The sequence below is a fragment of the Chromobacterium sp. FG89 genome, assembly GCF_057808735.1.
In genome coordinates this window covers 12,582-35,435 of the sequence record NZ_JBMDIQ010000030.1, presented here as the reverse complement: position 1 = coordinate 35,435, position 22,854 = coordinate 12,582, and the positions used below count along the sequence as shown (strand labels likewise).

General features: G+C 64.3%; 20 protein-coding genes. 19 read left to right on the top strand and 1 reads right to left on the bottom strand.

Features of this window, described 5'->3' with window-relative positions:
* Window positions 1-11: 11 nt before the first annotated feature.
* From ACODRW_RS21760 to ACODRW_RS21675, 18 genes are all read left to right on the top strand, one after another.
* Window positions 12-389 (top strand): hypothetical protein, encoded by a 378-nt coding sequence (locus ACODRW_RS21760; RefSeq protein WP_488906671.1) that lies wholly within the window; start codon window positions 12-14, stop codon window positions 387-389.
* Window positions 386-1,528 (top strand): tetratricopeptide repeat protein, encoded by a 1,143-nt coding sequence (locus ACODRW_RS21755; RefSeq protein ID WP_488906670.1) that lies wholly within the window; start codon window positions 386-388, stop codon window positions 1,526-1,528. The genes ACODRW_RS21760 and ACODRW_RS21755 overlap by 4 nt, the downstream gene beginning before the upstream one ends.
* Window positions 1,529-2,253: 725 nt before the next feature.
* Window positions 2,254-2,775, top strand: coding sequence for a fimbrial protein (locus ACODRW_RS21750; RefSeq protein WP_488906669.1), 522 nt, complete (start codon window positions 2,254-2,256; stop codon window positions 2,773-2,775).
* A complete protein-coding gene (locus tag ACODRW_RS21745) occupies window positions 2,756-3,550 on the top strand; it encodes a fimbrial biogenesis chaperone (RefSeq protein WP_227107118.1) in 795 nt (264 codons plus the stop codon). Before ACODRW_RS21750 ends, ACODRW_RS21745 begins: the two co-directional genes overlap by 20 nt.
* Before the next feature lie 10 nt (window positions 3,551-3,560).
* Window positions 3,561-6,137 (top strand): fimbria/pilus outer membrane usher protein, encoded by a 2,577-nt coding sequence (locus ACODRW_RS21740; protein ID WP_488906668.1) that lies wholly within the window; start codon window positions 3,561-3,563, stop codon window positions 6,135-6,137.
* 8 nt (window positions 6,138-6,145) lie between these two features.
* Window positions 6,146-7,564 (top strand): fimbrial protein, encoded by a 1,419-nt coding sequence (locus ACODRW_RS21735; protein WP_488906667.1) that lies wholly within the window; start codon window positions 6,146-6,148, stop codon window positions 7,562-7,564.
* Window positions 7,554-8,321: a fimbrial biogenesis chaperone gene (locus ACODRW_RS21730; protein WP_227107121.1), complete on the top strand. Its 768-nt coding sequence runs from the start codon at window positions 7,554-7,556 to the stop codon at window positions 8,319-8,321. Before ACODRW_RS21735 ends, ACODRW_RS21730 begins: the two co-directional genes overlap by 11 nt.
* A gap of 112 nt (window positions 8,322-8,433) precedes the next feature.
* On the top strand, window positions 8,434-9,036 hold the full coding sequence (locus tag ACODRW_RS21725; RefSeq protein ID WP_227107123.1) for an HD domain-containing protein: 603 nt from the start codon (window positions 8,434-8,436) through the stop codon (window positions 9,034-9,036).
* Window positions 9,037-9,147: 111 nt separating this feature from the next.
* A complete protein-coding gene (gene hemG, locus ACODRW_RS21720) occupies window positions 9,148-10,482 on the top strand; it encodes a protoporphyrinogen oxidase (protein ID WP_488906666.1) in 1,335 nt (444 codons plus the stop codon).
* A 37-nt stretch (window positions 10,483-10,519) separates the two neighbouring features.
* Window positions 10,520-11,254, top strand: coding sequence for a substrate-binding periplasmic protein (locus tag ACODRW_RS21715; protein WP_488906665.1), 735 nt, complete (start codon window positions 10,520-10,522; stop codon window positions 11,252-11,254).
* 137 nt (window positions 11,255-11,391) lie between these two features.
* Window positions 11,392-12,282, top strand: coding sequence for a glycine--tRNA ligase subunit alpha (glyQ, locus tag ACODRW_RS21710; protein WP_107798300.1), 891 nt, complete (start codon window positions 11,392-11,394; stop codon window positions 12,280-12,282).
* A 44-nt stretch (window positions 12,283-12,326) separates the two neighbouring features.
* Entirely contained in the window at window positions 12,327-12,752 is a 426-nt protein-coding gene (locus tag ACODRW_RS21705) for a surface-adhesin E family protein (RefSeq protein WP_227107127.1), read from the top strand.
* A 14-nt stretch (window positions 12,753-12,766) separates the two neighbouring features.
* Window positions 12,767-14,827 carry a glycine--tRNA ligase subunit beta gene (gene glyS, locus ACODRW_RS21700; protein WP_488878160.1) on the top strand — a complete coding sequence of 687 codons (2,061 nt, stop codon included), beginning with the start codon at window positions 12,767-12,769 and terminating at the stop codon, window positions 14,825-14,827.
* 48 nt (window positions 14,828-14,875) lie between these two features.
* Window positions 14,876-15,421: a D-glycero-beta-D-manno-heptose 1,7-bisphosphate 7-phosphatase gene (gene gmhB / locus ACODRW_RS21695; RefSeq protein ID WP_019103520.1), complete on the top strand. Its 546-nt coding sequence runs from the start codon at window positions 14,876-14,878 to the stop codon at window positions 15,419-15,421.
* A 26-nt stretch (window positions 15,422-15,447) separates the two neighbouring features.
* Window positions 15,448-16,224, top strand: a complete 777-nt coding sequence (locus ACODRW_RS21690) for a lysophospholipid acyltransferase family protein (protein WP_107798303.1) — start codon at window positions 15,448-15,450, stop codon at window positions 16,222-16,224.
* Complete coding sequence (locus ACODRW_RS21685) at window positions 16,184-16,894, top strand: M48 family metallopeptidase (RefSeq protein ID WP_488906664.1); 711 nt, start codon at window positions 16,184-16,186, stop codon at window positions 16,892-16,894. The genes ACODRW_RS21690 and ACODRW_RS21685 overlap by 41 nt, the downstream gene beginning before the upstream one ends.
* A 19-nt stretch (window positions 16,895-16,913) precedes the next feature.
* Window positions 16,914-17,294, top strand: coding sequence for a lactoylglutathione lyase (gene gloA, locus ACODRW_RS21680; RefSeq protein ID WP_488906686.1), 381 nt, complete (start codon window positions 16,914-16,916; stop codon window positions 17,292-17,294).
* A 363-nt stretch (window positions 17,295-17,657) separates the two neighbouring features.
* On the top strand, window positions 17,658-19,067 hold the full coding sequence (locus ACODRW_RS21675; protein ID WP_107798304.1) for a sodium:proton antiporter: 1,410 nt from the start codon (window positions 17,658-17,660) through the stop codon (window positions 19,065-19,067).
* 58 nt (window positions 19,068-19,125) lie between these two features.
* Here ACODRW_RS21675 and ACODRW_RS21670 read toward each other — a convergent pair whose 3' ends face one another.
* Complete coding sequence (locus tag ACODRW_RS21670) at window positions 19,126-21,228, bottom strand: multicopper oxidase family protein (RefSeq protein ID WP_488906663.1); 2,103 nt, start codon at window positions 21,226-21,228, stop codon at window positions 19,126-19,128.
* A 225-nt stretch (window positions 21,229-21,453) separates the two neighbouring features.
* On the opposite strand from ACODRW_RS21670, the gene mpl reads away from it, so the two are divergent.
* Entirely contained in the window at window positions 21,454-22,833 is a 1,380-nt protein-coding gene (gene mpl / locus ACODRW_RS21665; RefSeq protein ID WP_488906662.1) for a UDP-N-acetylmuramate:L-alanyl-gamma-D-glutamyl-meso-diaminopimelate ligase, read from the top strand.
* Window positions 22,834-22,854 lie beyond the last annotated feature (21 nt).

The window sequence follows — 22,854 nt, the reverse complement described above, 5'->3', positions numbered from 1 at the left end:
GAATTGAACCGATGGAGCCGATAGACAAAGCCAGTATTTTACAGCGCTTGTTGGCCAGAAACCGATCGGTAGAGGGCCAAAGGCCGGCCGGGTCAAAATCCGCGCCGGCGGCCGGCACGGCCAAGGCCGCCGGTAGCGCCGACGTGCGTCGACAGATTGCCAAGCAGTTGCGGGCGATCGATCCAAGCTGGCCCGATGCGGAGTCGCGCGTGCTGGAAGTGCATGTGCGCGCTTTGCTTTCGGAAGAGTTTGGCGCCGGCGCGGCAACGGATCCGGCTTTCGGCGGCTTGGTGGCGGATGTGGCTGCGGCCCTTCGTCAGCACCCCCAATATGAAAAGCTGGCCGCGTACTTGCGGCAGCAATTGCAACAATCCCATAAGCAAGCATGATGACCGAACCCAATCAGCGATTAAGCCAATTACAGGCTTATCTAGCGGCCGATCCGGCCAATCCTCATTTGCTGCTCGAACTGGCCGATCTCCATTTGCAGGCCGGCAGCCTGCATGAGCATGAAGCCGCTCTGCGGCAATTGTTTGCGGCGGCGCCGGGACACTTTGGCGGCCGCTCCTTGCAGGGCGTCGCCTTGATGCGGCAGGGACGTCTTGACGAGGCGGTGGCGGTGTTCCAGGCCTTGCGGGACGAAGCTTGGGAGGAGCCCGCCTTATTCTACAACCTGGCCTACGCGCTGATGTTGCAAGGGCGTTATGAGGAGGCGGAGCCCCAAGCCGCCAGAGCGTCCAAGAGTTTGGCGCTCTTGCCTCAAGCCGGCCCCTTGCATGTCCGCGCCTTGCACTTTTTAGGCCGGCTGGAGGATGCGGTTGTAGCGGCGGAAACGGCTTTGCGGCAGTTCCCGGAGCACCTGAGTCTGTATGGTTTGTTGGCGACCTTATATCTGGATCAAGAGAATCTGGCCGCTGCGGAACGCGTCGCTCGTCAAGTCTTGGAGCTTTCGCCTTCCGATCCGGATGCGGCGACAGTGTTGGGCATGTTGGCCTTAAGCAAGCAGGACCTGACCGTCGCAAGCCCCTTGTTGCGGCAGGCCTGCGCCAGCAAGCCGAATTCAGGCCGGGCGCAGATGGGGCTGGGTCTGGTTTCCATGCTGGAAGGCAAACTGGATGAGGCGGAGTCCAGCGTGGCTCAAGCGCTGCGTTCGATGCCGGGGCATGTGGGCAGTTGGCATGTGCTGGCCTGGTGTCGAATCTTGAGCAATCGACCTGCGCAGGCCAAGGAGGCTTTGCTGGAAGCCTTGCGGCTGGATCGGAACTTTGCCGATACCCATGGCGGCCTCGCCATCGTCGCGATCATGGAGGGGCATTTGCAAGAAGCCCAGCAGTCCGCCAGACGGGCTTTGGGACTGAACCCCGACAGCTTCCCCGGCCAATATGCGCAGAGCTTGTTATTGCAGTCCGCGGGCCAGGCCGAACAAGCCAGGCTCATTCATGAGCGCTTGTTGAATAGCGCGGTATTGCCTGATGGCACCAAGCTTAGTGAAGCGGTGGCCAGAGCGATGGCCTTGTCGTCGTTTTAAGAGCCTGTTCAAATTTCTCGGTCGCAAGGTCTTGTCTCGCTCTTGCGCGTGAGATCGTGAACCGGTTCGACATGTAATGTCAGCTTGCTTGATGGTTGTCTTGCTGTTGTAGACAGCTGGGATTAGTTGTATGGCATGGCCCCTTGTCCTCTTGGCGGGACAAGGGGTTTTTTGTTTTTATAAACTCTCCTGCCAGGCGTGGCGCTTGACATGATGTTCTCTGAAGTTTTGATAGGTTCTTTTTGTGAAATGGATAGGGTGTTAGCTGTTAAGGATAGTATTAAAACATAACACTGTCTGAGATGAATTCATTAGGAGGGGGCGCTTGAGGCCTAGGAGATGTCAGATTCAGGCTCGGTTGGAAAACGCTGATGTGGCGCAAGATATGGCAATACTGGCTGAGCGGACGGCGCATATTGCCTGGATGGCACCCATGTAAGCAGGGGACTGAGTTGGTGGTTTTGGTTATCTATAAATAGATCCATTATGTAATTTTTGAGAATATTCTGCTTGTTATGAATATATTAATTTTATCATTATTTTAAATTCGTTTTTGGTAAATACGTTTGCGTTTTTTTGTGTCGACATGATTTTTTTAGGAAAAATCCTATTTGTCTGTTTAGGGGGGCTAAGTACAATCGGCCTGTCTTTATTTTGGGCTCGATTAAAATGGTTTCGGCGAGTTTGAAATTGAAGATATTTAAATATCAATGGAGAGTCGTTTCATGAAAAAGATCGTCGTTTTGGCCAGTTTATTTCTGCCGACTTTAGCGCTGGCGGGCAACACCATTAACTTCCAGGGCGAAGTGTCTTCGCAAACTTGCAAGGTGGATATCAACGGCAATGACAGCAACCCGGTGGTTCTGTTGCCTACGGTGCCGACGACCAGCCTGAGCGCGGCGGGCGCGGCGGCGGGGCAAACCGATTTCACCATCCGTCTGACCGGTTGTGAAGCGGCGCCCACCGGCGGCACCGAGATCAAGACCGTGTTCGTCGCCAATAGCCTGACTAAGGACGGCAATATCGTTAACACCGGCACCGCCAAGAACGTTGCCCTGCAATTGCTGGACCCGGCTGCTCCGGCTAATCCGTTCGACCTGACCGGCGGTTACAAGGCGTCGGGCCTGGTATTGGAAGCAGGCAAAACCACGGCTGAGCACAAGTTCGCCGTCCGCTACTACGCCGAAGGCGCCGCCACCGTAGGGTCGGTGCTGGGCAGCGTGCAGTATGCGGTTTCCTACTTGTAAACCTAGCGGCAGTCAGCCGGAGCGTGGCGCGTTTAGCGCCGCCGCGCTCCGGCGCGCGCTGCTGCCGGGACTGATTCTGCTGACGGCGTGGCCGGCGGCCTGGGCCAGCGTGGTGCTGAACAACACCCGCATCGTTTATCCCGGCCAGGCTCGCGAGAGCAGCATCCAACTGAGCAACGAAGACGCCACGCCCAATGTGGTCCAGGTCTGGCTGGATTCCGGCGACGTGGACTCCACGCCGGAGTCCGCTTCGGCGCCGTTCGCCGCCATGCCGTCGGTGTTCCGCATGGAACCCAAGGCGGGTCAGACCGTGCGGCTGGTGTTCGACGGCAGCGAGCTGCCGCAGGACAGGGAGTCGGTCTACTACTTCAACATGCTGCAGATCCCGTCGGTTACCGGCGAGTTCTCGGAGCAAAACCAGATGCTGGTGATGCTGCGCAGCCGGCTCAAGCTGTTTTATCGCCCGGCGGGCATTCAGGGCCGGGTTGAGCAGGCGCCGGAGCAACTGCGTTTCTCCTTGCAGCGTCAGGGCCGCGCATGGCAATTGGTTGCGGACAACCGCAGCGGCTACTACCTGACGCTGATGGGCGGCGAGGTGATGAGCGGCGGCAAGGCCCACGCTTTCAAGGCGGACATGCTGGCGCCGTTTTCCCGAGCCAGTTGGCCGGTATCGGGGCTGACGCAGACCAGCGCGCCGCTCTCCGTGCGTTACAAGCATGTCAATGATTACGGCGGCGTGAACGAAGTCGAGTCCGCCGCCGTGGCAGCGGAGTGATTCCCCGGATATGACTTCAACTTCCTATCGCGGCCAGTGGCTTCCTGGTCTTCCCCCCATGCTGGCCGCCGGCGCGGTCTGCCTGTCGCCTGGCTTGGTCTGGGCCGAGCCGGGTACGGCCGAGGCCGCGCCGGCGCTCTTGGCTTACCGTTTCGACAAGCGGCTGCTGCAAGGCAACTCGCTGGCGGACGACATCGAGCGCTTCAACAAGCCCAGCCAGGTAGACCCCGGCGAGTACCTGGTGGATGTTTTCGTCAACAACACGTTTTACTCTCGCCAAACCGTGAGCTTCCGGCGCGAGGAAGACCACCCCACGTCCGCTTGTCTGGATCGGGCTTTCCTGATCAAGGCGGGGGTCTTGCCCGAAAGCTTGCCGCCGGACGAGGAGGACGCGGCGGCGTGCTGGCCGCTGGCGCTGCGCATTCCCGGCGCCGGCAGCGAGTTCGACCTGCCGCGGCTGCGTCTGAATCTGTCGGTGCCGCAGGCGGCGATGAAACGGCTGCCGCGCGGCTACGTGGCGGAAGAGGATCTGGATGTCGGCGCGGCCATCGGCTTCCTCAACTACGACGCCAACAGCTACCGCTCCAGCACCGGCGATATCAGCAACACCTATCACTACGTTTCCGCCGACGCCGGGGTGAACCTGGGGCTGTGGCGTTTGCGTCAGCAATCCAACTACAGCAGCGGCATGGCCGGAGGCGGACGCTGGAATCATATCCGCAGCTATGTGCAGCGCGCCTTGCCCGCCCTGCAGAGCGAGCTGACGCTAGGAGACAGCTCCACCGGCGGCAGCCTGCTGAGCGGGCTCAGCTATCGCGGCGTGCAGCTACGCAGCGACGACCGGATGCTGCCGGAAGCCGTGCGCGGCTACGCGCCGGTGGTGCGCGGCGTGGCGGACACCAACGCCAGGGTGGTGGTGCGTCAGGGCAAGCAGGAAATTTATCAGACCGTGGTGGCGCCCGGGCCCTTCGTGATCGACGATCTATTCCCCACCAGCTATCAGGGCGACCTGGAGGTGGAGGTGACGGAGGCGGACGGACAGGTGAAGCGTTTCACCGTGCCGTTTGCCGCGGTGCCGGGATCGATGCGGCCGGGCCAGACGCGTTACAGCCTGACGGTGGGCCAGCTGCGCAATACGCTGGAAGACAAGCCGGTGTTCGCCGATTTCACTTATCAGCGCGGCGTCAGCAACGCCTTGACCGCCAATATGGGCGCGCGGGCGGCGTCCGATTACGCCGCGCTGCTGGGCGGGGCGGTGTGGGGGTCTCGCTACGGCGCCTTGGGCGCGGACGCCACATTGTCGCGCTCCCGCGACAGCGACGGCAGTCAGATCCACGGCTGGCGCGCGGCGCTGACTTACAGCCACACCATCCAGCCCACCGCCACGTCCATTACTTTGGCGGGCTATCGCTACTCCACTCGCGGCTACCGCGATCTGGTCGACGCGCTGGGCGCGCGCGAGGCCTATAAGCAGGGCCGGACCTGGAACTCCGGCAGCTTCCAGCAGCGCAACCAGTTCACCGTCAGCGTCAACCAGCGGCTGGGCGATTACGGCAGCCTGGGACTGTCCGCCGCGATCAGCGATTACTACAACGGCAAGGAGCGGGACACCCAGCTGCAACTCAGCTATCAGAACCAGTTCCGTTCCATCAGTTACGGGGTATCGGTGGCGCGCCAGCGCATGGGGCAATCGCAAGACGGCGGCTCCAGATTTCAGCCGCTGGACAGCGGACGGGTGCGCAATACGGTGATGTTCAATCTATCCATGCCCTTGGGGAAGGTCCGGCGCGCGCCGATGTTGGCTGCTTCGACCAGCCGCAGCGACGGTGAAAATAATCTGCAACTGTCCTTGAGCGGCACCGCGGACGAGGCGCAGACGGTCAGCTACGGCGTCAACGTGTCGCAGACCTCGCAAAACAGCGCCACCGCATTGGGCGGCAATGTGCAAAAGCGCTTCCCGCTGGTCACCGTGGGCGGCAGTTATTCGCGCGGACGCAATTTCACCCAAACCGGCGCCAGCGCGCGCGGCGCGGTGGCGGTGCACCGCGGTGGCGTGACCTTCGGCCCCTATCTGAGCGAAACCTTCGGCCTGGTGGAAGCGCCGGGCGCCAAAGGCGCGGAAGTGCGCTACGGCATGGGTGCCAAGGTGGACCGCGCCGGTTACGCGCTGATCCCGTCGCTGACCCCTTACCGTTACAACGACGTGTCGCTGGACAGCAAGGGCCTGGCCGATGGCGTGGAGCTGCAAGGCGACCAATTGCGCACCGCGCCTTACGCCGGCGCGGCGGTCAGGCTGAAGTTCGCCACCCGCCGCGGCCAGGCGCTGTTGATCAAGGGGTGGCTGGCAAACGGCCAGGCCCTGCCCATGGGCGCGATGGTGTACGCGGAAGACGGCTCCAATATCGGCATGGTGGGCCAGGGCGGGCAGGCCTATGCGCGGGTGGCCTCCCGCAAGGCGCGCCTGCTGGTGAAGTGGGGCAAAGAGGCGGACAGGCAGTGCGCGCTGCCGTATGAACTGGCCGACGACGCGCCAAGCCGGCCGATTATCCGCCTGGAGGCGGAGTGCGCGCCGCCGCTCAAACAATGAGGACCAAGATGAAATTTCAAACTGACGCCGCGGCGCGGAGGCATGGCGCGGCGGCCTTATTGGCCCTGCTGCTGGGAGGGTTGTGGAGCGCGCAGGCGGAGGCCGCGTGCTATCGCGTGTCGCGCGCCACGCCGTCGACCAATCCCAACGATGTGGATTATGTTGAACCGGGCAAGGGAGAAGTGCGGTCCTGGTTGGGTTCGACGGATACCGCCGGGCAGGGCGCGATGGCGATGACCATCAACATCAACAATGAGGTCTTCCAGCCGGACGGCACTTTGCTGGGCAGCAAGATACTGAGCATTTACGATTTGGGTTCCGACAATATCGGCAGTTATACGCCGGAGCAAGTGCTGTTCCGTTGCTCGCCGGAGGAAAGGCCGAGCACTTTTTACGAATATTATTCGACCAATGGCGATAACCTTTGGGCAGGCAAGGACGAGGAGGGCAGCGCCATCGGCCTGCCGCAAGCTTACCGCACCGTGCAGCGCGGTTTGATGGCGCGGGTGACCAATTTGAATACCGGCGAGTTCGCGTCGCGTTATTGGAAACGACGCCCGCTGAAACTGGACATGGCGCGCGACCGGGATTCGCGTGGCTGGTATCTGATCAAGGCCCGGCATTTCAGCAACTACAAGGTGGAGTTCTTCAAGTACAGCCAGTCCAAGGGCTCGGGAGATATCGGCTGGCAGGACAGCGTGGCTGGCCAGAACTGGGTGTATACACAGCCCATCGCCTATAGTGCGTTTCAAGGCGGCGGCCTGTCGCCCTTATTGGGCGAAGGCGTGGATCATGCGACGCAGTGGTCCGGCTTCTACAACGCCTGGCCCGGCTCCATCAACCCGTATAACACTGTCAAGATCCGCAGAACCGCCAGCTGCCGGGTGGTAACGGTGACGCCGGTAGTGGCTTTTCCGCCCATCAGCGCGGTTGAGATGGAGAAAGGCGGGCAGCGTACGCTGCCGATCGAGATCAACCTGCAATGCCAGACGGGCTCGCCGGCCAATATCGGCCTGTCTGGTTTTCAAAGCGGAACCGGAGCGGGACAGACGGCGATGGGGGTGCTGGTGCAAGCCGCCAACTACCAGGCGGCCTTGAAAGAGGGCTTGGGCACCGGCGGCGGCGGGGTCACACATCTGCTGTCCGACGGTTACGGGGTCAACCCCGCCGTGGCCACCGGCGTGGGCGTGGCCTTGAGCCGGCTGGGCGGCCAGCGCTTGAACCTGTTGAGCAATGAGCTGATCACCGGCGGCGGGGCCCTAGCCGGCTGGTATCCGGTGTTGCAGGACGCGGAAGCGACGGGTAACCAGAGCGGTCTGACCCATTACCGCGCCCGGATGCGCGCGACGCTGATCCGCCTGCCGGGCAAGAAGGTCAAGCCGGGTTCCTTGAACGCGACCGCGCAAGTGGTGGTCCGTGTCCAGTAGCGCATGGGCGCGCTGGAGCGCGGGCGGTCTGTTGTGCCTGTTGTGCGGCAGTAGTTGGGCCGGCCTGATGGCGGAGTCCACGCGGGTGGTGTTCGAGGCCGGCGGCGCCGAGCAGTCGCTGCAACTGGTCAATCTCAACCCCTATCCGGTGGTGGTGCAGGCCTGGGTCGACGACGGTCATTTGGAGTCCGGCCCGGACGCGGCCGGAGCGGCGGGCGCGGCGGTGATGCCCATTCCGCCTATCTTCCGCTTGAACCCGAAGGGACAGATCAGTCTGCGCCTGCTCGCCACCGGCGTGCCCTTGCCCGTGGATCGCGAATCGTTGTTCTGGTTGAACCTGTACGAAATCCCTCCGACGCGGACGGATTTGCCGGCGGACGCGCAGACGTTGACCGTCACGCTGCGGACTCAGATGAAGGTCTTGATGCGGCCGGCCAAGCTGCCCGTCTCGGTTGAGGACTTGCCGGAGCAACTGCGTTTCACCCTGGAGCAGCGGACGGACGGTCCGCGTTTGCGCATCGACAACGCCAGCCCTTATTACGCCACCTTCCGCGCGCTGGAACTGGCCTGCGCCAGGGGGCCGGCGCAGCCATTGGCGGCGGAGATGGTGGCGCCCTTAACGGCGGAGACGCTGGCCTTGGATTCGTCCCCGCCCTGCGCCGTCGAGCAGGCGGAAGTCCGTTTTTTGCTGGTGGGCGACGACGGCAACCCGGTGGCGGGCAAGGCGGCCCTGGCTTCGAGCGTCAGCGGTTCCTGATGGATGTTTATGAAAATAGAGTAGAATTGAAATGGTTTTGATCGTTTTGGCATTGTCGGGCCGACCCTGGCGCTGAGCCGGAACGCGAGCCGCCGCATCCACAGGAGCCGTGATGACGAGTAATGCCGCCTTAAGCCAGAGCATCCAGTTTTTCCTTGAACTGGATAAATTGAAAGAAGTGATCCGCAAAAACTGGATCGCTTCGCAGCAGAGGCGGGAAAACTCCGCCGAGCACAGCTGGCAGGTGGCGATGCTCGCCATGGCCTTGCAGCCGCACGCCAACGAGCCGGTGGCGCTGGACCGAGTGGTTAGGCTCTTGCTGGTCCACGATGTCGGCGAAATCGTCGCCGGCGACGTCAGCGTATTCGACCGAGGAGAAGGCCCTGAGGAGAAAGAGGCCGAACGCGCCGGCGCGGCTCAGGTGTTCAACCTGCTGCCGCAGGCGCAGGCGGAGGAAATGTTGGCCTTGTGGGACGAGTTCGAACAAGGCTTTACCGCGGAGGCGCGTTTCGCCAATGCGATAGACCGGCTGGCGCCGGCTTTGTTGAACCTGCACTCCGACGGCAAGGGCTGGAAGGAGCAGCAGGTGCGCAAGTCCCAGGTGCTGGAGCGCGTGATGCCGGGGGTCAGGCAGGGCTGCCGCGCCGCGGCCGGATGGCTGGAGCAGGCCTTGGAGCAGGCCGAGCAACGCGGCGTGTTCCCGCCGGAACGCTAGGCCGGCGCGCCGGCTTGCGGCGGATCAATTGGCCGGCCGGCGTCTTGCCGCATACTGTCTTCCATCGAGGGCCGCCGCTGGGCGGCCTTTTGGCTTTGAGGGGGACGGGAAATGATTGCGGTGATCGGCGCGGGAATGTCCGGCCTGGCCTGCGCCTGGCAGTTGCGCCGGCGCGGCGTGGACGCGGTGGTGTACGAGGCGTCCGACCGGGTGGGCGGCAAGGTGCTGAGTCTGGACCTGGCGCCGGGCTTGATGGAGGCGGGGCCCAATACTTTGCTGGCGGATGAGGCCTTGTGGCAATGGCTGCTGGAGCTGGGACTGACGCCCTTGGCGCCGGCGGCGGGGCCGCAGCGGCGCTTCGTGCTGCGGCACGGCCATTACCGCGCCTTGCCCGACGGTCCCGCCTCCCTGTTGGCCGGCGGCTATTTCAGCCCGGGCGCCAAATGGCGGCTGTTGAGCGAGCCTTGGCGCCGCCCCGCCGAGCCGGACGCGTCGGAAACGGTGGCGGCCTTTTTTCGGCGCCGCTTGGGCGAGGAGGTGCTGGCCACTCTGGTGGACCCGTTCATCGGCGGCGTGTTCGCCGGCGATCCGGAAGAATTGCTGATGAGGGAATGCCTGCCCGCATTGGCGGCGGCGGAGCGGGAGGCGGGATCGCTGGCCCTGGGCATGTGGCGGCGCTGGCGGCGCGGCGAGATCCGGCGCAAGCGGATGTGCACGCTGGCGGGCGGGCTGTCCAGCCTGGCGGAGCGGCTGGCGAGAGATCTGGACGTGAGGCTGGGCTGTCCGGCGCTGGCGCTGGAACGCGCGGGCGAGGGCTGGCGTTTGTGGACGCCGCAGGGGCCGCAGCCGGCCAGCGCGGTGGTGCTGGCTTTGCCGGCGCCGCAGGCGGCGCGGCTGCTGGAACCCTGCGAGCCGGAATGGGCGCGGGCCTGCGCGGCGCTGCCCTATGCGCCGCTGACCGTGGTGGCCACCGTGGCGGCGGAGCGGACGCTGCGCCGGCCGCTGGAGGGTTTCGGCGGCTTGCACCCGGCCAGCGAGCAGGCTTTGGCCTTGGGGCATTTGATGTCCAGCCGGATTTATCCGCATACGGCGGCGCCCGGCTCGCGCTTGTTGACCAGCTTCATCGGCGGCCGTCGCCAGCCGGAGTTGGCCGCTTTGCCGGATCAGGCCTTGTTGCGGCGCTTGAACCTGGAGCTGGCGCGCCTGTTCGGCCTGGAGGGCGAACCCTTGAGTCAGCGCATCGTGCGTTGGCCGCAGGCGCTGCCGCAGGGCACGGCGGTGATGGCGGCCTTGCGGCAGCTGGCGGCGGCCGCGAGCGAGCGCGGCCTGCATGCCTGCGCCAACTGGCTGGACGGGGTGTCGCTGCCGGACTGTCTGGCCAAGGGGCGGGCGCTGGCAGATCGGCTGGCGGCGCAGGCTTTGCATTGCCGCGGATCCGGCATATAACAAATCGTCGCGGACAGCGGGACGAAAGGAGAGGCCGATGCGGGCGAGTCTAGGGATGACGGCTGCCGGGGCCTGTCTGCTGGCGGCGGGCGCGGCGGCGCAGGCCCCGGTCAAACTGTGCGGGGTGGAGTGGCAGCCGTTCAGCTATGTGAAGAACGGCAAGGTGGATTCCGGCATCAGCCACGACGTGCTGCAAGAGGCCTTCCGCCGGATGAAAGTGCCGGTGACGATGGAGGCCGCGCCTTGGGAGCGTTGCCTGCGCGGCGTCAAGACCGGCGACTACGACGCGGTGATAGATAATGAAGTGGCCGCTCAGACGCCGCGCTTCAAGAACGTCTATTCCAGCTATCCGGTGGCTTTGTGCGTCAAGCGCGGCTCGCCGGTCAAATCCTTCGACTGGAAACTGGTGCAAGGCCAGGCGGTGGGCATGGTGCGCGGTTATACCTATACGCCGAAGATTCTGAACTATCCCAACTGGAAGCTGGAGCCGAGCAACGACGAGGATCAGCTGTACGCGATGCTGACCGGCGGCCATCGTCGGTTCGTCTTGTGCGATGTGTGGGGCGCCTCCCTGCGGCCGAACGTGGAGATCTTGCAGCCGGTGATAGACCGCACCGATCTGTCGCCCAATTTCAGCGCCCGGCAGGCGGCGCTGGCGGCCAGGCTGGACGCGACGATAGGCGATCTGATCCGCGACGGCAGCGTGGAGCGCATCTACGCCAAATACACCCAGCGCAAGTTCCGGGATATGGTGCCGGCGGCGGGCAAATGAGGGCGCCGCAGCGCGAGGCGGGCCGGCGCGAGGGCGTTTCGCCGGCCTTTTTGATTTGCCGCCAACGGCTTGGCTTTGCGCGGGGGGCGCTAGGCGGTAGAATCTGCCTTTGACTTTTCACTTTGCTTGCCACCTCTATGCTTACCTTCCAGGAAATCATCCTCACGCTCCAGCACTATTGGAACCGCCAGGGCTGCGCCTTGCTGCAGCCTTACGACACCGAAGTGGGCGCGGGGACTTCCCACACCGCCACCTTTCTGCGGGCGCTGGGGCCGGAGCCGTGGAACGCGGCCTATGTGCAGCCGTCGCGTCGACCCGCGGACGGTCGTTACGGCGAAAACCCCAACCGCCTGTTCCAGCATCATCAATTCCAGGTGGTGCTGAAGCCGGCTCCGTCCAATATCCAGGAACTGTATCTGGGTTCCTTGAAGGAGCTGGGCCTGGATCCGACGGTGCAGGATATCCGCTTCGTCGAGGACGACTGGGAAAACCCGACCCTGGGCGCCTGGGGCCTGGGCTGGGAAGTGTGGCTGAACGGCATGGAAGTGACCCAGTTCACCTACTTCCAGCAAGTGGGCGGCCTGGACTGCAAGCCGGTGCTGGGCGAGATCACCTACGGTCTGGAGCGTCTGGCCATGTATCTGCAGGGCGTGGAGAACGTCTACGACCTGATCTGGACCCATCTGCCGGACGGCCAGCCGGTCACGTACGGCAATGTGTTCTTCCAGAACGAAGTGGAGCAGTCCAAGTACGCGTTCGAACACAGCAACGTCGAGCTGCTGTTCCGCCAGTTCAACGACTACGAGGCCGAGGCCAAGTCGCTGCTGGAGGCCAGCCTGCCGCTGCCGGCCTACGAGATGATTCTCAAGGCCGGGCACACCTTCAACCTGCTGGACGCGCGCGGCGCGATCTCGGTGACCGAACGCGCCACCTATATCGGCCGTATTCGCACCCTGTCCCGCGGCGTGGCGCAGGCGTATTACGACGCCCGCGAAGCGCTGGGTTTCCCGATGTGCCGGCAGGCCTGAGCTTGGCTTGCCGCCCCGGCCGTTTCTTGACAGAGGGAATGCGCATGAAGGCCTTTTTCGCATGTCTGTGCGCCGCGCTGGCGCTGCCGGCGCAGGCCGAGCCCGCCGCCGACTGGGTGGCGTATCAGGACGGCAAGGCGCTGCAATTGGCGATAGACGGCAATTCGCTGTGGCTGGGGCAGGACGGGCTGGTGCACTTCGTCAACCAGGAACGGTTCGACAAGATCCAGTACGAGAAAAGCTACAAGCTGAAATTCAATATCCGCCGCAGCGTAGGCTACGCCGACTGCGGCAAGTACCAGTACGTGTTTGTCAGTTCCGATTATTTCGATCGCAACAACAAGCACCTGTTCTCAACCCTGTTTCCAGTGCCGCGTCACGCCTGGAAATGGCAGCCCGTGTATAACGGATCGGTCGCCGACGCCATGATGAAGGTGATCTGCGAAGCCGCCGGGGCCGCCAAGCGTTAAGTTTTAGAGTGAATATGAACCAGACATTGCTGATTGAGCTGCTCACCGAGGAGCTGCCGCCCAAAGCGTTGGAAAAGCTGGCCGCCAGCTTTGCCCAGACCATAGGCGACGAACTGAAAAAGATGCAGTTCGCGCCGGCCGACGCCGAAGCGACGGTCTACGCCTCGCCGCGCCGCCTGGCGGTGCAGTTGGCCGATGTGGCCGCCTTGCAGCCGGACCAGAAGATTAGCCGCAAGGGCCCGGCCGTGGCCGCCGGGATGAAAGACGGCCAGCCCACGCCGGCGCTGGCCGGTTTCGCCCGCTCCTGCGGCGTGGACGTGTCCGCGCTGTCCACGATGAGCGACGGCAAGCAGGACGTGTACGTCTACGAGAGCGTCAAGCAGGGCCAGCCGCTGGCCGCGGTGCTGGCCGACGTAGTGGCCTTGGCGCTGAAAAAGCTGCCGGCGCCCAAGCTGATGCGCTGGGGCAGCCTGGACGTGCAGTTCGTGCGTCCGGTGCACGGCCTGATCATGCTGCACGGCGACGCGGTGGTGCCGGGCGAGGTGCTGGGCCTGCAAAGCGGCCAACGCACCCGCGGCCATCGCTTCCTGTCCGAGGGCGAAGTGACCGTGGCCAACGCCGACGCTTACGCCCGCACCCTGCATGAGTCCGGCAAGGTGGTGGCCAGCTTCGACGCGCGCCGCGAACTGATCCGCCACAAGCTGGCCGAGGCCGCCGCCCGCCTGAACGCCACCATCGCCGCGCCGGAGGCCTTGTTCGACGAGGTGACCGGCCTGGTGGAATGGCCGGTGGTGCTGGAAGCCGGCTTCGAGGCCGAATTCCTGCGCGTGCCGCAGGAATGCCTGATCCTGACCATGCAGCAGAACCAGAAATACTTCCCGCTGCTGGACGCGTCCGGCAAGCTGATGAACCGCTTCCTGCTGGTGTCCAACCTGGAAACCGCGGATCCGTCCTTCATCGTCGGCGGCAACGAGCGCGTGCTGCGCGCGCGCCTGTCCGACGCCAAGTTCTTCTTCGAACAGGACCAGAAGGCGCGGCTGGACAGCCGGCTGCCGCGTCTGGCCAATGTGGTCTACCACAATAAGATCGGTTCGCAGCTGGAGCGCGTGGAGCGCTTGCAGAGCATCGCCGGCGCCATCGCCCATGAGCTGGGCGCCGACGCCGCGCTGGCTGCCCGCGCCGCCTATCTGGCCAAGGCCGACCTGGTGTCCGGCATGGTGGGCGAATTCCCCGAGCTGCAGGGCGTGATGGGCATGTATTACGCCCAGTTCGACGGCGAGCACGCCGAAGTGGCCGCCGCCATCGAAGGCCATTACCACCCGCGTTTCGCCGGCGACACGCTGCCGGAAGGCAAGATCGCCACCGCGGTGGCGTTGGCGGACAAGCTGGAAACCATCGTCGGCATCTGGGGCATAGGCCTGATCCCCACCGGCGACAAGGATCCGTTCGCCCTGCGCCGCGCCGCTCTGGGCGTGGTGCGCATGGCGCTGGACGCGGATCTGGACCTGAAGGCGCTGCTGAACATCGTCGCCGCGGCCTTCCCGGCCGGCAAGCTGTCCGCCAGCGTGGCCGACGAGGTGTTCGGCTTCATGATGGACCGCCTGAAGAACTTCCTCGCCGCCGATTACAAGGGCGACGAGATCGACGCGGTGCTGGCGCTCTCGCCCAGCCGGCTGGCGGAAGTGCGCGCGGTCTTGTCCGCCGTGGCCGCTTTTAAAGCGCTGCCGGAAGCGGCCGCGCTGGCCGCCGCCAACAAGCGGGTGAAGAACATCCTGAAGAAGGCCGAAGGCGAAGTGGGCGCGGTGAATCCGGCGCTGCTGGGCGAAGCGGCCGAGCAGGCGTTGTTCGCCGCCGTCGAGCAGTTGGCGCCGCAGGTGGACGATAAGTTCGCCGCCCGCGACTTCGCCGCCGCGCTGACTCAGCTGGCCTCGCTGCGCGCGCCGGTGGACGCCTTCTTCGACGGCGTGATGGTGATGGCGGACGACGCCGCGGTGCGCAACAACCGCATCGCCTTGCTGGCGCGTCTGGCCGGCTTGTTCAACCGCGTGGCGGACATCTCGCTGCTGGCGGAGTAATCCGATGGGGCGGCCGCGGCCGCCCCGGCGCTCTGGACGGGGAAAACCGTGAAACTAGTGATACTCGACCGCGACGGCGTGATCAACGAAGACCGCGACGATTTCGTCAAATCGCCGGCGGAATGGGTGCCGATCGAACACAGCCTGGAGGCGATCGCCAATCTGACCCAGTCCGGTTGGCGCGTGGTGGTGGCCACCAATCAATCCGGCATCGGCCGCGGCCTGTTCGACATGCAGGCGCTCAACGCCATGCACGAGAAGATGCATAGGCTGGTGGGCCAGGCCGGCGGCCGCATCGACGCGGTGCTGTTCTGTCCGCACGGCCCCAGCGCCGGCTGCGACTGTCGCAAGCCGCTGCCGGGCATGGTGCTGGAGATCGCGGAGCGCTTCAATGTGAAGCTGGACGGTTTGCCGCTGATCGGCGACAGCCGGCGCGATCTGGAGTCGGTGGCGGCGGTGGGCGGCCTGCCCATCCTGGTCAAGACCGGCAAGGGCGCCAAGACGCTGGCCGACGGCGAACTGCCGGCCGGTACCCTGGTGTTCGACGATTTGTACGACGCCGCGGAATATCTGATCGATTCCCGCGAACGTTGATTTCAGAAAAGGATAGTGTTCCAAGCATGCTGAGTTTATGGCTTCGTAACCTGCTGTACTGGCTGGTGCTGATGATCGTCACGCCGCTCTTCTTCTTCCTGCTGCTGCTGTCCGCGCCGCTGCCGCGCCGCGCGCGCCATGTGTTCGGCGTCAGCTGGGCCTTGAGCCTGCTGTGGATGCTGGAGCACGTGATCGGCCTGAAATACAAGGTGCTGGGCGCGGAAAACCTGCCTGAGCAGCCGTCGGTGATCTGTTCCAAGCACCAGTCCGGCTGGGAAACGCTGGCCTTGCAGAAGATCTTTCCGTGGCAGGTGTACGTGGCCAAGCGCGAGCTGACCTGGATTCCGGTGTTCGGCTGGGGCCTGGTGCTGATGAACCCCATCATCATCAACCGCTCCGACCGCGCCAACGCCAACCAGCGCCTGCTGGAGCAGGGGCTGGAGCGCAAACGCCACCGCTTCTGGATCACGGTATTCCCGGAAGGCACCCGCACCAAGCCGGGCGTGGCGGGCAAATACAAGCTGGGCGCGGCGCGTATGGCCAAGCAGTTCGACATGCCGCTGGTGCCGGTGGCGCACAACGCCGGCGAATTCTGGCCGCGCAACGCCTTCCTGAAATACCCCGGCGAGATCACCGTGGTGGTGGGCAAGCCCATTGTGCCGAGCGAAGAGCTGGGGCCCGAGGCGATGATGAAGGAAGCCGAGCAGTGGATCGAGGCGCGCCAGCGCGAGATCGGCGGCGTCGGCCCGTTCGCGGACGCGGATGAAAAGCGCAAACGTCTGGCTGCGTCTGCCGCTGCCTGACGGCGAGGTGGACGTGGTGCTGACCCGGCGCCCGCGCAAAAGCGTGGGCATACGGGTCAGCGCGGGCCGGGTGGAGCTGGTCGCGCATCCGGCGGTCAGCGCCGCCCGCCTGCGCGAAGTGCTGTTGGAGCGCCGCGACTGGATCGCCGGCCATGTGGAGCGGCAAAGGCAGGCGCGGCGACAAGCCGAGGATCTCAGCCAACTGAGTTGGCAGGGTCAGGCTCTGCCCATCGTGCTGGCGGCCGGCGTGCGGCGCACGGCCAGGCTGTCGGCGGAGGGCTTGATTGTTACCGGTATCGTCGAGGGCGACGCGGCCGCTTTGAAGCTGGCGGTATGCCGTTTCTTCAAACGTGAGGCGGCCTTGCGTTTTCCGGCGCGGATGGAGGCACTGGCGCGCGCCTGCCGGCGCCGGCCCAGCGGCCTGCAGCTGTCGTCGGCGCGCACGCGCTGGGGCAGTTGCACCGCGGCCGGGGTGATCCGGCTGAACTGGCGCTTGCTGCAGGCGCCGCCGGCGGTGCTGGATTACGTGATCGCCCATGAGCTGGCTCATCTGGAACACATGAACCATTCACCGGCGTTCTGGGCGGAGACCGCGCGCCTGTATCCGGACTGGCAGGCGGCGCGGCGCTGGTTGAAGCTGCACGGCGCCGGGCTGTTCCATTTTGATTGATGAATTAAGGAGAGTGATGATGCGTTTACTGCACACCATGCTGCGAGTGGGCAATCTGGAGCGCTCGCTGGCGTTTTACCAGGAAGTGCTCGATATGAAATTGCTGCGCCGCCAGGATTATCCGGACGGCCGCTTCACCCTGGCCTTTGTCGGCTACGGCGCGGAAGAAGAGCAGACGGTGCTGGAGCTGACCCACAACTGGGACACCGGCTCCTACGAGTTGGGCAACGCTTACGGCCACATCGCCATCGAAGTGCCGGACGCTTACGCCGCCTGTGACATGGTGCGCGCCAAGGGCGGCAAGGTGACGCGCGAAGCCGGTCCGATGAAGCACGGCACCACGGTGATCGCCTTCGTCGAAGACCCGGACGGCTACAAGATCGAATTCATCCAGCGCTGAGGCGTTCGTCTCCGCAGACAAGGCCGACGGCGTAGCGCCGCCGGCCTTGTTTCATCAAATGCTTAATTAGCGTGGCAATCTCGCAAAAACACTTGCTTCCGATACCGGTTTTCCTTGTCCGGACTGCCCGAGTTATGGGACGATGTAACGCTTTGTAACCGTTTGGGCCTAAATCAAGCGCGCCGCTTCCGCGCCGCGCGGATGCATGCCGGCCTGACTGGGAAGCGTCAGCGCAAGGGCATCCGGCTGCTCTTGCGCTTCAACAATATCGCCGGAATCCATACTTTGCATAGCCTGTCCAAGCTCGTCTTGAAGCAGGCGATGGCGCTTTTATCAATGGGCGTCATGCCCTCGGGAAGATAAATGACCAAAACACTCTTGAGCGCCGCCGCGCTGGCCCTGCTGCCGGCGCTGGCGCAAGCCGCGGAACTGGACGGCGCCACGCTGAGCCTGGCCTGGGGGCTGCCGTTCGCCGGCATTCTGCTGTCCATCGCGCTGTTCCCCATATTCGCGCCGGGCATCTGGCATCATCACTTCGGCAAGATCACCGCGGTGTGGACCGTGCTGTTCCTGGCGCCCTTCGCCGTGTCTTACGGCCTGGGCACTTCGACGGCGTTGATCGTCCACGCGCTGTTCGGCGAATACATACCCTTCATCGTGCTGCTGTTCTCGCTGTACACCGTGTCCGGTGGCATCCTGGTGTGGGGCTCCTTGCACGGTTCGCCCAAACTCAACACCGCCATTCTGGCGATAGGCACGGCGCTGGCCTCCATCATGGGCACCACCGGTGCGGCGATGCTGCTGATCCGCCCCCTGCTGCGCGCCAACGAGAAGCGCAAGCACAATGTGCACGTGGTGGTGTTCTTCATCTTCCTGGTGGCCAATATCGGCGGCGGTCTGACCCCGCTGGGCGACCCGCCGCTGTTCCTGGGCTTCCTCAAAGGCGTCAGCTTCGGCTGGACGGTGCAGCATATGGCGCTGCCGGTGCTGGTGTTGTCGCTGGCGCTGCTGGCCATTTTCTACGCGCTGGACAGCTATTTCTTCAAGAAGGAAGCGCAGGCGGGCGCGCTGCCGGAAATCGACCGTTCCAAGGACAAGCCGATCAAGCTGCACGGCAAGCGCAATCTCTTCCTGCTGGCCGGTATCGTCGGCGCGGTGCTGATGTCCGGCGTCTGGAAGCCGGGCGTGGTGTTCGACATCATGGGCACCCCTGTGGAGTTGCAGAACATCGTCCGCGATCTGGCGCTGATCGGCCTGGCCTTCGCTTCGCTGTGGATCACGCCCAAGCAGGTGCGCGCCGGCAATGAATTCAACTGGGATCCCATCCTGGAAGTGGGCAAGCTGTTCGCCGGCATCTTCATCACCATCGGTCCGGTGATCGCCATCCTGCGAGCCGGCGCCGACGGCCACCTGGCCGGCCTGGTGCACATGGTGTCCGACGCCAACGGCCAGCCGGTCAACGCGATGTATTTCTGGATGACCGGCATCCTGTCCAGCTTCCTGGACAATGCGCCCACCTATCTGGTGTTCTTCAACCTGGCCCACGGCGACGCCCAAGTGCTGATGGGTCCGATGGCGGACACCCTGCTGGCGATCTCCATGGGCGCGGTGTTCATGGGTGCCAACACCTATATCGGCAATGCGCCCAACTTTATGGTCAAGGCCATCGCCGAGCACCGCCATGTGAAGATGCCGAGCTTCTTCGGCTATCTGGGTTGGTCCTGCGTCATCTTGCTGCCGCTGTTCGTGCTGATGACGCTGATTTTCTTCTGAGTCGGCCGTCCTTCGGTAAAAAAGCCCGCTGTCGCGGGCTTTTTTCATGGCGGGCCGGTCAATGATGGCCGAGGGCGGTGCCGCCCCTGCCGTCCGGCAGCGCGATGCGAATATTCTGCATCATGCCCTGGTCCTCGTGATCCAGGATATGGCAATGCAGCACAAAGTCGCCGATATAGCGCTGATAGCGGGTGCGGATGGTGATGGTGTAGCGGCCGGCCGCGGCAATTTTCGGATCATTGCTGGCTTCGATGTTTTTCACCCATAAAGTGTCTTTCCAGACGTTTCTCAGGCCGCTGTATTGCGTATCGCCCGGGTCCATCGAATCCGGCGCGCCTTCCGCGCTAATGTCCTTGCCCTTGGGGTCTACTATCTTGACGATCTGGAACGGGTTGACGTGGATATGGTAGGGGTGGCTGACGAAGTCGGAGCGCAGCGTCCACTCGTCCACGCCGCCCAGCTTCAGGGTGCGGTCTATGCGTTCGCCGGCATAGGGTTTGCCGTCCACCTGGAAGAAGGCGGCGCCGGGTTGGGACACGTCGATGTTGAACGTCAGCGTCTGGGTTCCCGTCACTTCCTGAGGGCTTATGTCCGGATGCGGCACAAAGCTGCTCAGCTTCATCCCGTTGCGCAGTTCCGCGCTGACCTTGGTGGCGACGGCGGATGGAAAGTGGGCGCGGGCGGCGCCGATCAACACCTCCTGCAACGGACGCGAAGCCTGGCCGGGCGCAACGTCCACCACGCCCAGCAAGCGGGCCGACGGCGCCGAGCGGTCTATGGTGCTGCTGACCTTGACGTCGTTGATCAGGCAGTATTTGCCGGCGCTGGGGAAGGACACCAGAGCGTCCCAGCGATAGCCGGGCTGGAACACCACGCTCTTGCGGGTTTGCACCTTGCCCATGGTCAGGCCGTCTGCGGCGATCAAGGGCAGGTCCAGCTCCGTGCCGCTGCTGCAATAGCGGGCGACGTAATCATCCATCTGCCTGGCGAACAGGCCGGCCAGCGGCGGCGCATTGTCGCTGAGGCGGCGCAGTTTCAGGTTGATGGTGTCGCGCACGCCGGCGTGCACCATTCTCCAGCGTTCCACGTCGCCGGCCCGCGCCTGGGCCATCTTGCCCAAGACCACGCCGTTGATGCTGGTGTAGCGGCCGGACTCTTGCCAGGTCTTGGGGCCGAACTGGTCGTAGCCTTCTATGCCGCCCACGTCGTCGCCGTCGCAGCGATAGCGTTGGTCCTCCTCATTGGGCGGGGTGGCGGTGTTGCCGTAGGTCTTGATCATGCCCTTGTATTGTCCGGCCTTGAAGCGGCAGGCGTACTGGATCTGCTGAAACACCAGCACCCGTTCGCGGAAGTTGACCCCGGCATAGGGCCGCAGCAGGGTGTCGATATCGCCGTTCTGTTGCTGGGTGGGTTGCCGCGTGCCGCGCACGATCAGCGCGCCGGCCATGCCGCTGGACACTTGCAGCGCGGTGGAGCCGTGGCGATGGGTGTGATACCAGAAGGTGCCGGCCGGGTGGTCGGGCGGAATGTTGTACTCGTACTGGAAGCTGACGCCGGGATTGATGGAGATCAGCACATTGTCGCTATTGCCCGCCGGATTGATCCAGAGCCCGTGGGTATGCAGATTGGTGCCGTTGAAACAATGGGGCTGGTTGCCGCTGCCGCCCTGGTCGGTACAGCTGGGGTCGCGGATGGGTTTGCCGTCGGCGTCGCGGTTCAGCTTGTTGTTCAGGCCGATGCGCACGGTTTGTCCGGGGTAGACCTCGATCAGCGGGGCGATGAAGGGCGTGGCGCTGGGCTGAGAGGATGCCGGCGTCGCGACCGGGCTGAGCGCGCCGGGCAGGTAGCTGCGCAGCGCGACCTTGTCGTAATGGATCTGCCCGGGGCGTTCCAGCGAAGGATTGCGAATCCAGCCGTAGCGATAGCGGATGTCCAGATCGTAGGCGACTTCGCGCGGGGCGGCCTGCGGCTGGTCAAGCTCCAGCGGCGCGCGGAGCAGGGCGGCGGTATTGAGCGCGCCGGCGGGCTGAGCGGTCGGGATAGCCAGCAGCCGCGGCGGGTTGTCTATCTGCGGGAGGTCTTCGCCGTGGCCGGGCGCCGCGAGCAGCAGCGCGGCGAGGCCCAGCGGAAAGGGAGCGAAGCGAGCTTTGAGCATATTCATCTTGGTCTCCGAATTGGCGTGTTTGCCCATGAACAGTTGCAGGGCGGCCAATTCAGCCTAGTTCCAGATCGACGCCGTTTAAGCTGAATGTCATGTTTTGCCGGACGGGCCTGATCCGAAGGACAGGCGCGGCCGGACGCGCCCCGGCTTGCGAGCCTGGATGTCGGCGGCGGCCGCTTTCCGGTATGCTTGCCGTTTTGCCGTTTCAATACGCTGAACCGAACTATGCACATCCATATCCTGGGCATTTGCGGCACCTTCATGGGGGGCATCGCCGCTATCGCCAAACAGGCCGGTCACAAGGTCACCGGCTGCGACGCCAATGTTTACCCGCCGATGAGCACCCAGCTGGAAGCCATGGGCATCGAGCTGATTCAGGGCTTCGGCGCGGAGCAGGTCGACATCGGCGCGGACATCTTCGTGGTGGGCAATGTGGTGACGCGCGGCAAGCCGCTGATGGAGGAAATCCTCAACCGCGGGCTGCCGTATATTTCCGGCCCGCAGTGGCTGGCGGAAAACGTGCTCAAGGATTTGTGGGTGCTGGCGGTGGCCGGCACTCACGGCAAGACCACCACCAGCTCGATGCTGGCCTGGATACTGGAGGACGCCGGCCTGGCGCCGGGCTTCTTGATCGGCGGCATTCCGCAGAACTTCGGCGTGTCGGCGCGCCTGCCCGGCGCGCCGCGCCAGGACGCGGCCAGCGTCAGCCCCTTCTTTGTGATTGAGGCCGACGAATACGATACCGCCTTCTTCGACAAGCGCTCCAAATTCGTTCATTACCGGCCGCGCACCGCGGTGCTGAACAATCTGGAGTTCGACCACGCCGACATCTTCGCCGACCTGGCGGCGATAGAAACCCAGTTTCATCACCTGGTGCGCACGGTGCCGGGCCAGGGCCTGATCGTCAGCAACGGCCGCGAGGCCAGCCTGGATCGAGTGTTGGAGCGCGGCTGCTGGACGCCGGTGGAGCGCTTCGGCGCGGACGCCGGCTGGCAGCTGGGCGCGGCGGAGGTCAACGGCCACTTCGACGTGCTGCTCGACGGCCGGCTTCAGGGCCGGGTGCGCTGGGATCTGATGGGCGAACACAACCGTCTGAACGCGCTGGCGGCGATCGCCGCCGCCCGCCATGTCGGCGTGGCGGTGAGCGGCGCCATCGAGGCGCTGTCGCGCTTCCAGAACGTCAAGCGGCGTATGGAAGTGCGCGGCGTGGCAGCCGGCGTCACGGTGTATGACGACTTCGCCCATCATCCCACCGCCATCGCCACCACCCTGGCCGGCTTGCGTCACAAGGTGGGCGGCGAGCGCATCTTGGCGGTGCTGGAGCCGCGCTCCAACACCATGAAGTTGGGCACGATGAAGGCGGCGCTGCCGGCCTCTCTGGCCGACGCCGATCTGGTGTTCTGCTCCGCCGCCAATCTGGGCTGGAATCCCGGCGAGGCCTTGGCCGAGTTGGGCGAGCGCGCGCAGACCTTCAACGATTTCGACGCGCTGCTGCAAGCGGTGGCCGCCGCGGCCCGCCCCGGCGACCATGTGCTGGTGATGAGCAACGGCGGTTTCGGCGGCATTCACCAGAAGCTGCTGGAGCAACTGGCCGCGCGCGGCTGAGCGCGGGGCGCGGGCAAGAAA

Bases quoted from the DNA above. Each gene is read 5' to 3' on its own strand.
- ACODRW_RS21760 (WP_488906671.1), top strand. From the start codon at position 12: ATGGAGCCGATAGACAAAGCCAGTATTTTACAGCGCTTGTTGGCCAGA.
- ACODRW_RS21755 (WP_488906670.1), top strand. From the start codon at position 386: ATGATGACCGAACCCAATCAGCGATTAAGCCAATTACAGGCTTATCTA.
- ACODRW_RS21750 (WP_488906669.1), top strand. From the start codon at position 2,254: ATGAAAAAGATCGTCGTTTTGGCCAGTTTATTTCTGCCGACTTTAGCG.
- ACODRW_RS21745 (WP_227107118.1), top strand. From the start codon at position 2,756: ATGCGGTTTCCTACTTGTAAACCTAGCGGCAGTCAGCCGGAGCGTGGC.
- ACODRW_RS21740 (WP_488906668.1), top strand. From the start codon at position 3,561: ATGACTTCAACTTCCTATCGCGGCCAGTGGCTTCCTGGTCTTCCCCCC.
- ACODRW_RS21735 (WP_488906667.1), top strand. From the start codon at position 6,146: ATGAAATTTCAAACTGACGCCGCGGCGCGGAGGCATGGCGCGGCGGCC.
- ACODRW_RS21725 (WP_227107123.1), top strand. From the start codon at position 8,434: ATGACGAGTAATGCCGCCTTAAGCCAGAGCATCCAGTTTTTCCTTGAA.
- hemG (WP_488906666.1), top strand. From the start codon at position 9,148: ATGATTGCGGTGATCGGCGCGGGAATGTCCGGCCTGGCCTGCGCCTGG.
- ACODRW_RS21715 (WP_488906665.1), top strand. From the start codon at position 10,520: ATGCGGGCGAGTCTAGGGATGACGGCTGCCGGGGCCTGTCTGCTGGCG.
- glyQ (WP_107798300.1), top strand. From the start codon at position 11,392: ATGCTTACCTTCCAGGAAATCATCCTCACGCTCCAGCACTATTGGAAC.
- ACODRW_RS21705 (WP_227107127.1), top strand. From the start codon at position 12,327: ATGAAGGCCTTTTTCGCATGTCTGTGCGCCGCGCTGGCGCTGCCGGCG.
- glyS (WP_488878160.1), top strand. From the start codon at position 12,767: ATGAACCAGACATTGCTGATTGAGCTGCTCACCGAGGAGCTGCCGCCC.
- ACODRW_RS21690 (WP_107798303.1), top strand. From the start codon at position 15,448: ATGCTGAGTTTATGGCTTCGTAACCTGCTGTACTGGCTGGTGCTGATG.
- ACODRW_RS21685 (WP_488906664.1), top strand. From the start codon at position 16,184: ATGAAAAGCGCAAACGTCTGGCTGCGTCTGCCGCTGCCTGACGGCGAG.
- gloA (WP_488906686.1), top strand. From the start codon at position 16,914: ATGCGTTTACTGCACACCATGCTGCGAGTGGGCAATCTGGAGCGCTCG.
- ACODRW_RS21675 (WP_107798304.1), top strand. From the start codon at position 17,658: ATGACCAAAACACTCTTGAGCGCCGCCGCGCTGGCCCTGCTGCCGGCG.
- ACODRW_RS21670 (WP_488906663.1), bottom strand. From the start codon at position 21,228: ATGAATATGCTCAAAGCTCGCTTCGCTCCCTTTCCGCTGGGCCTCGCC.
- mpl (WP_488906662.1), top strand. From the start codon at position 21,454: ATGCACATCCATATCCTGGGCATTTGCGGCACCTTCATGGGGGGCATC.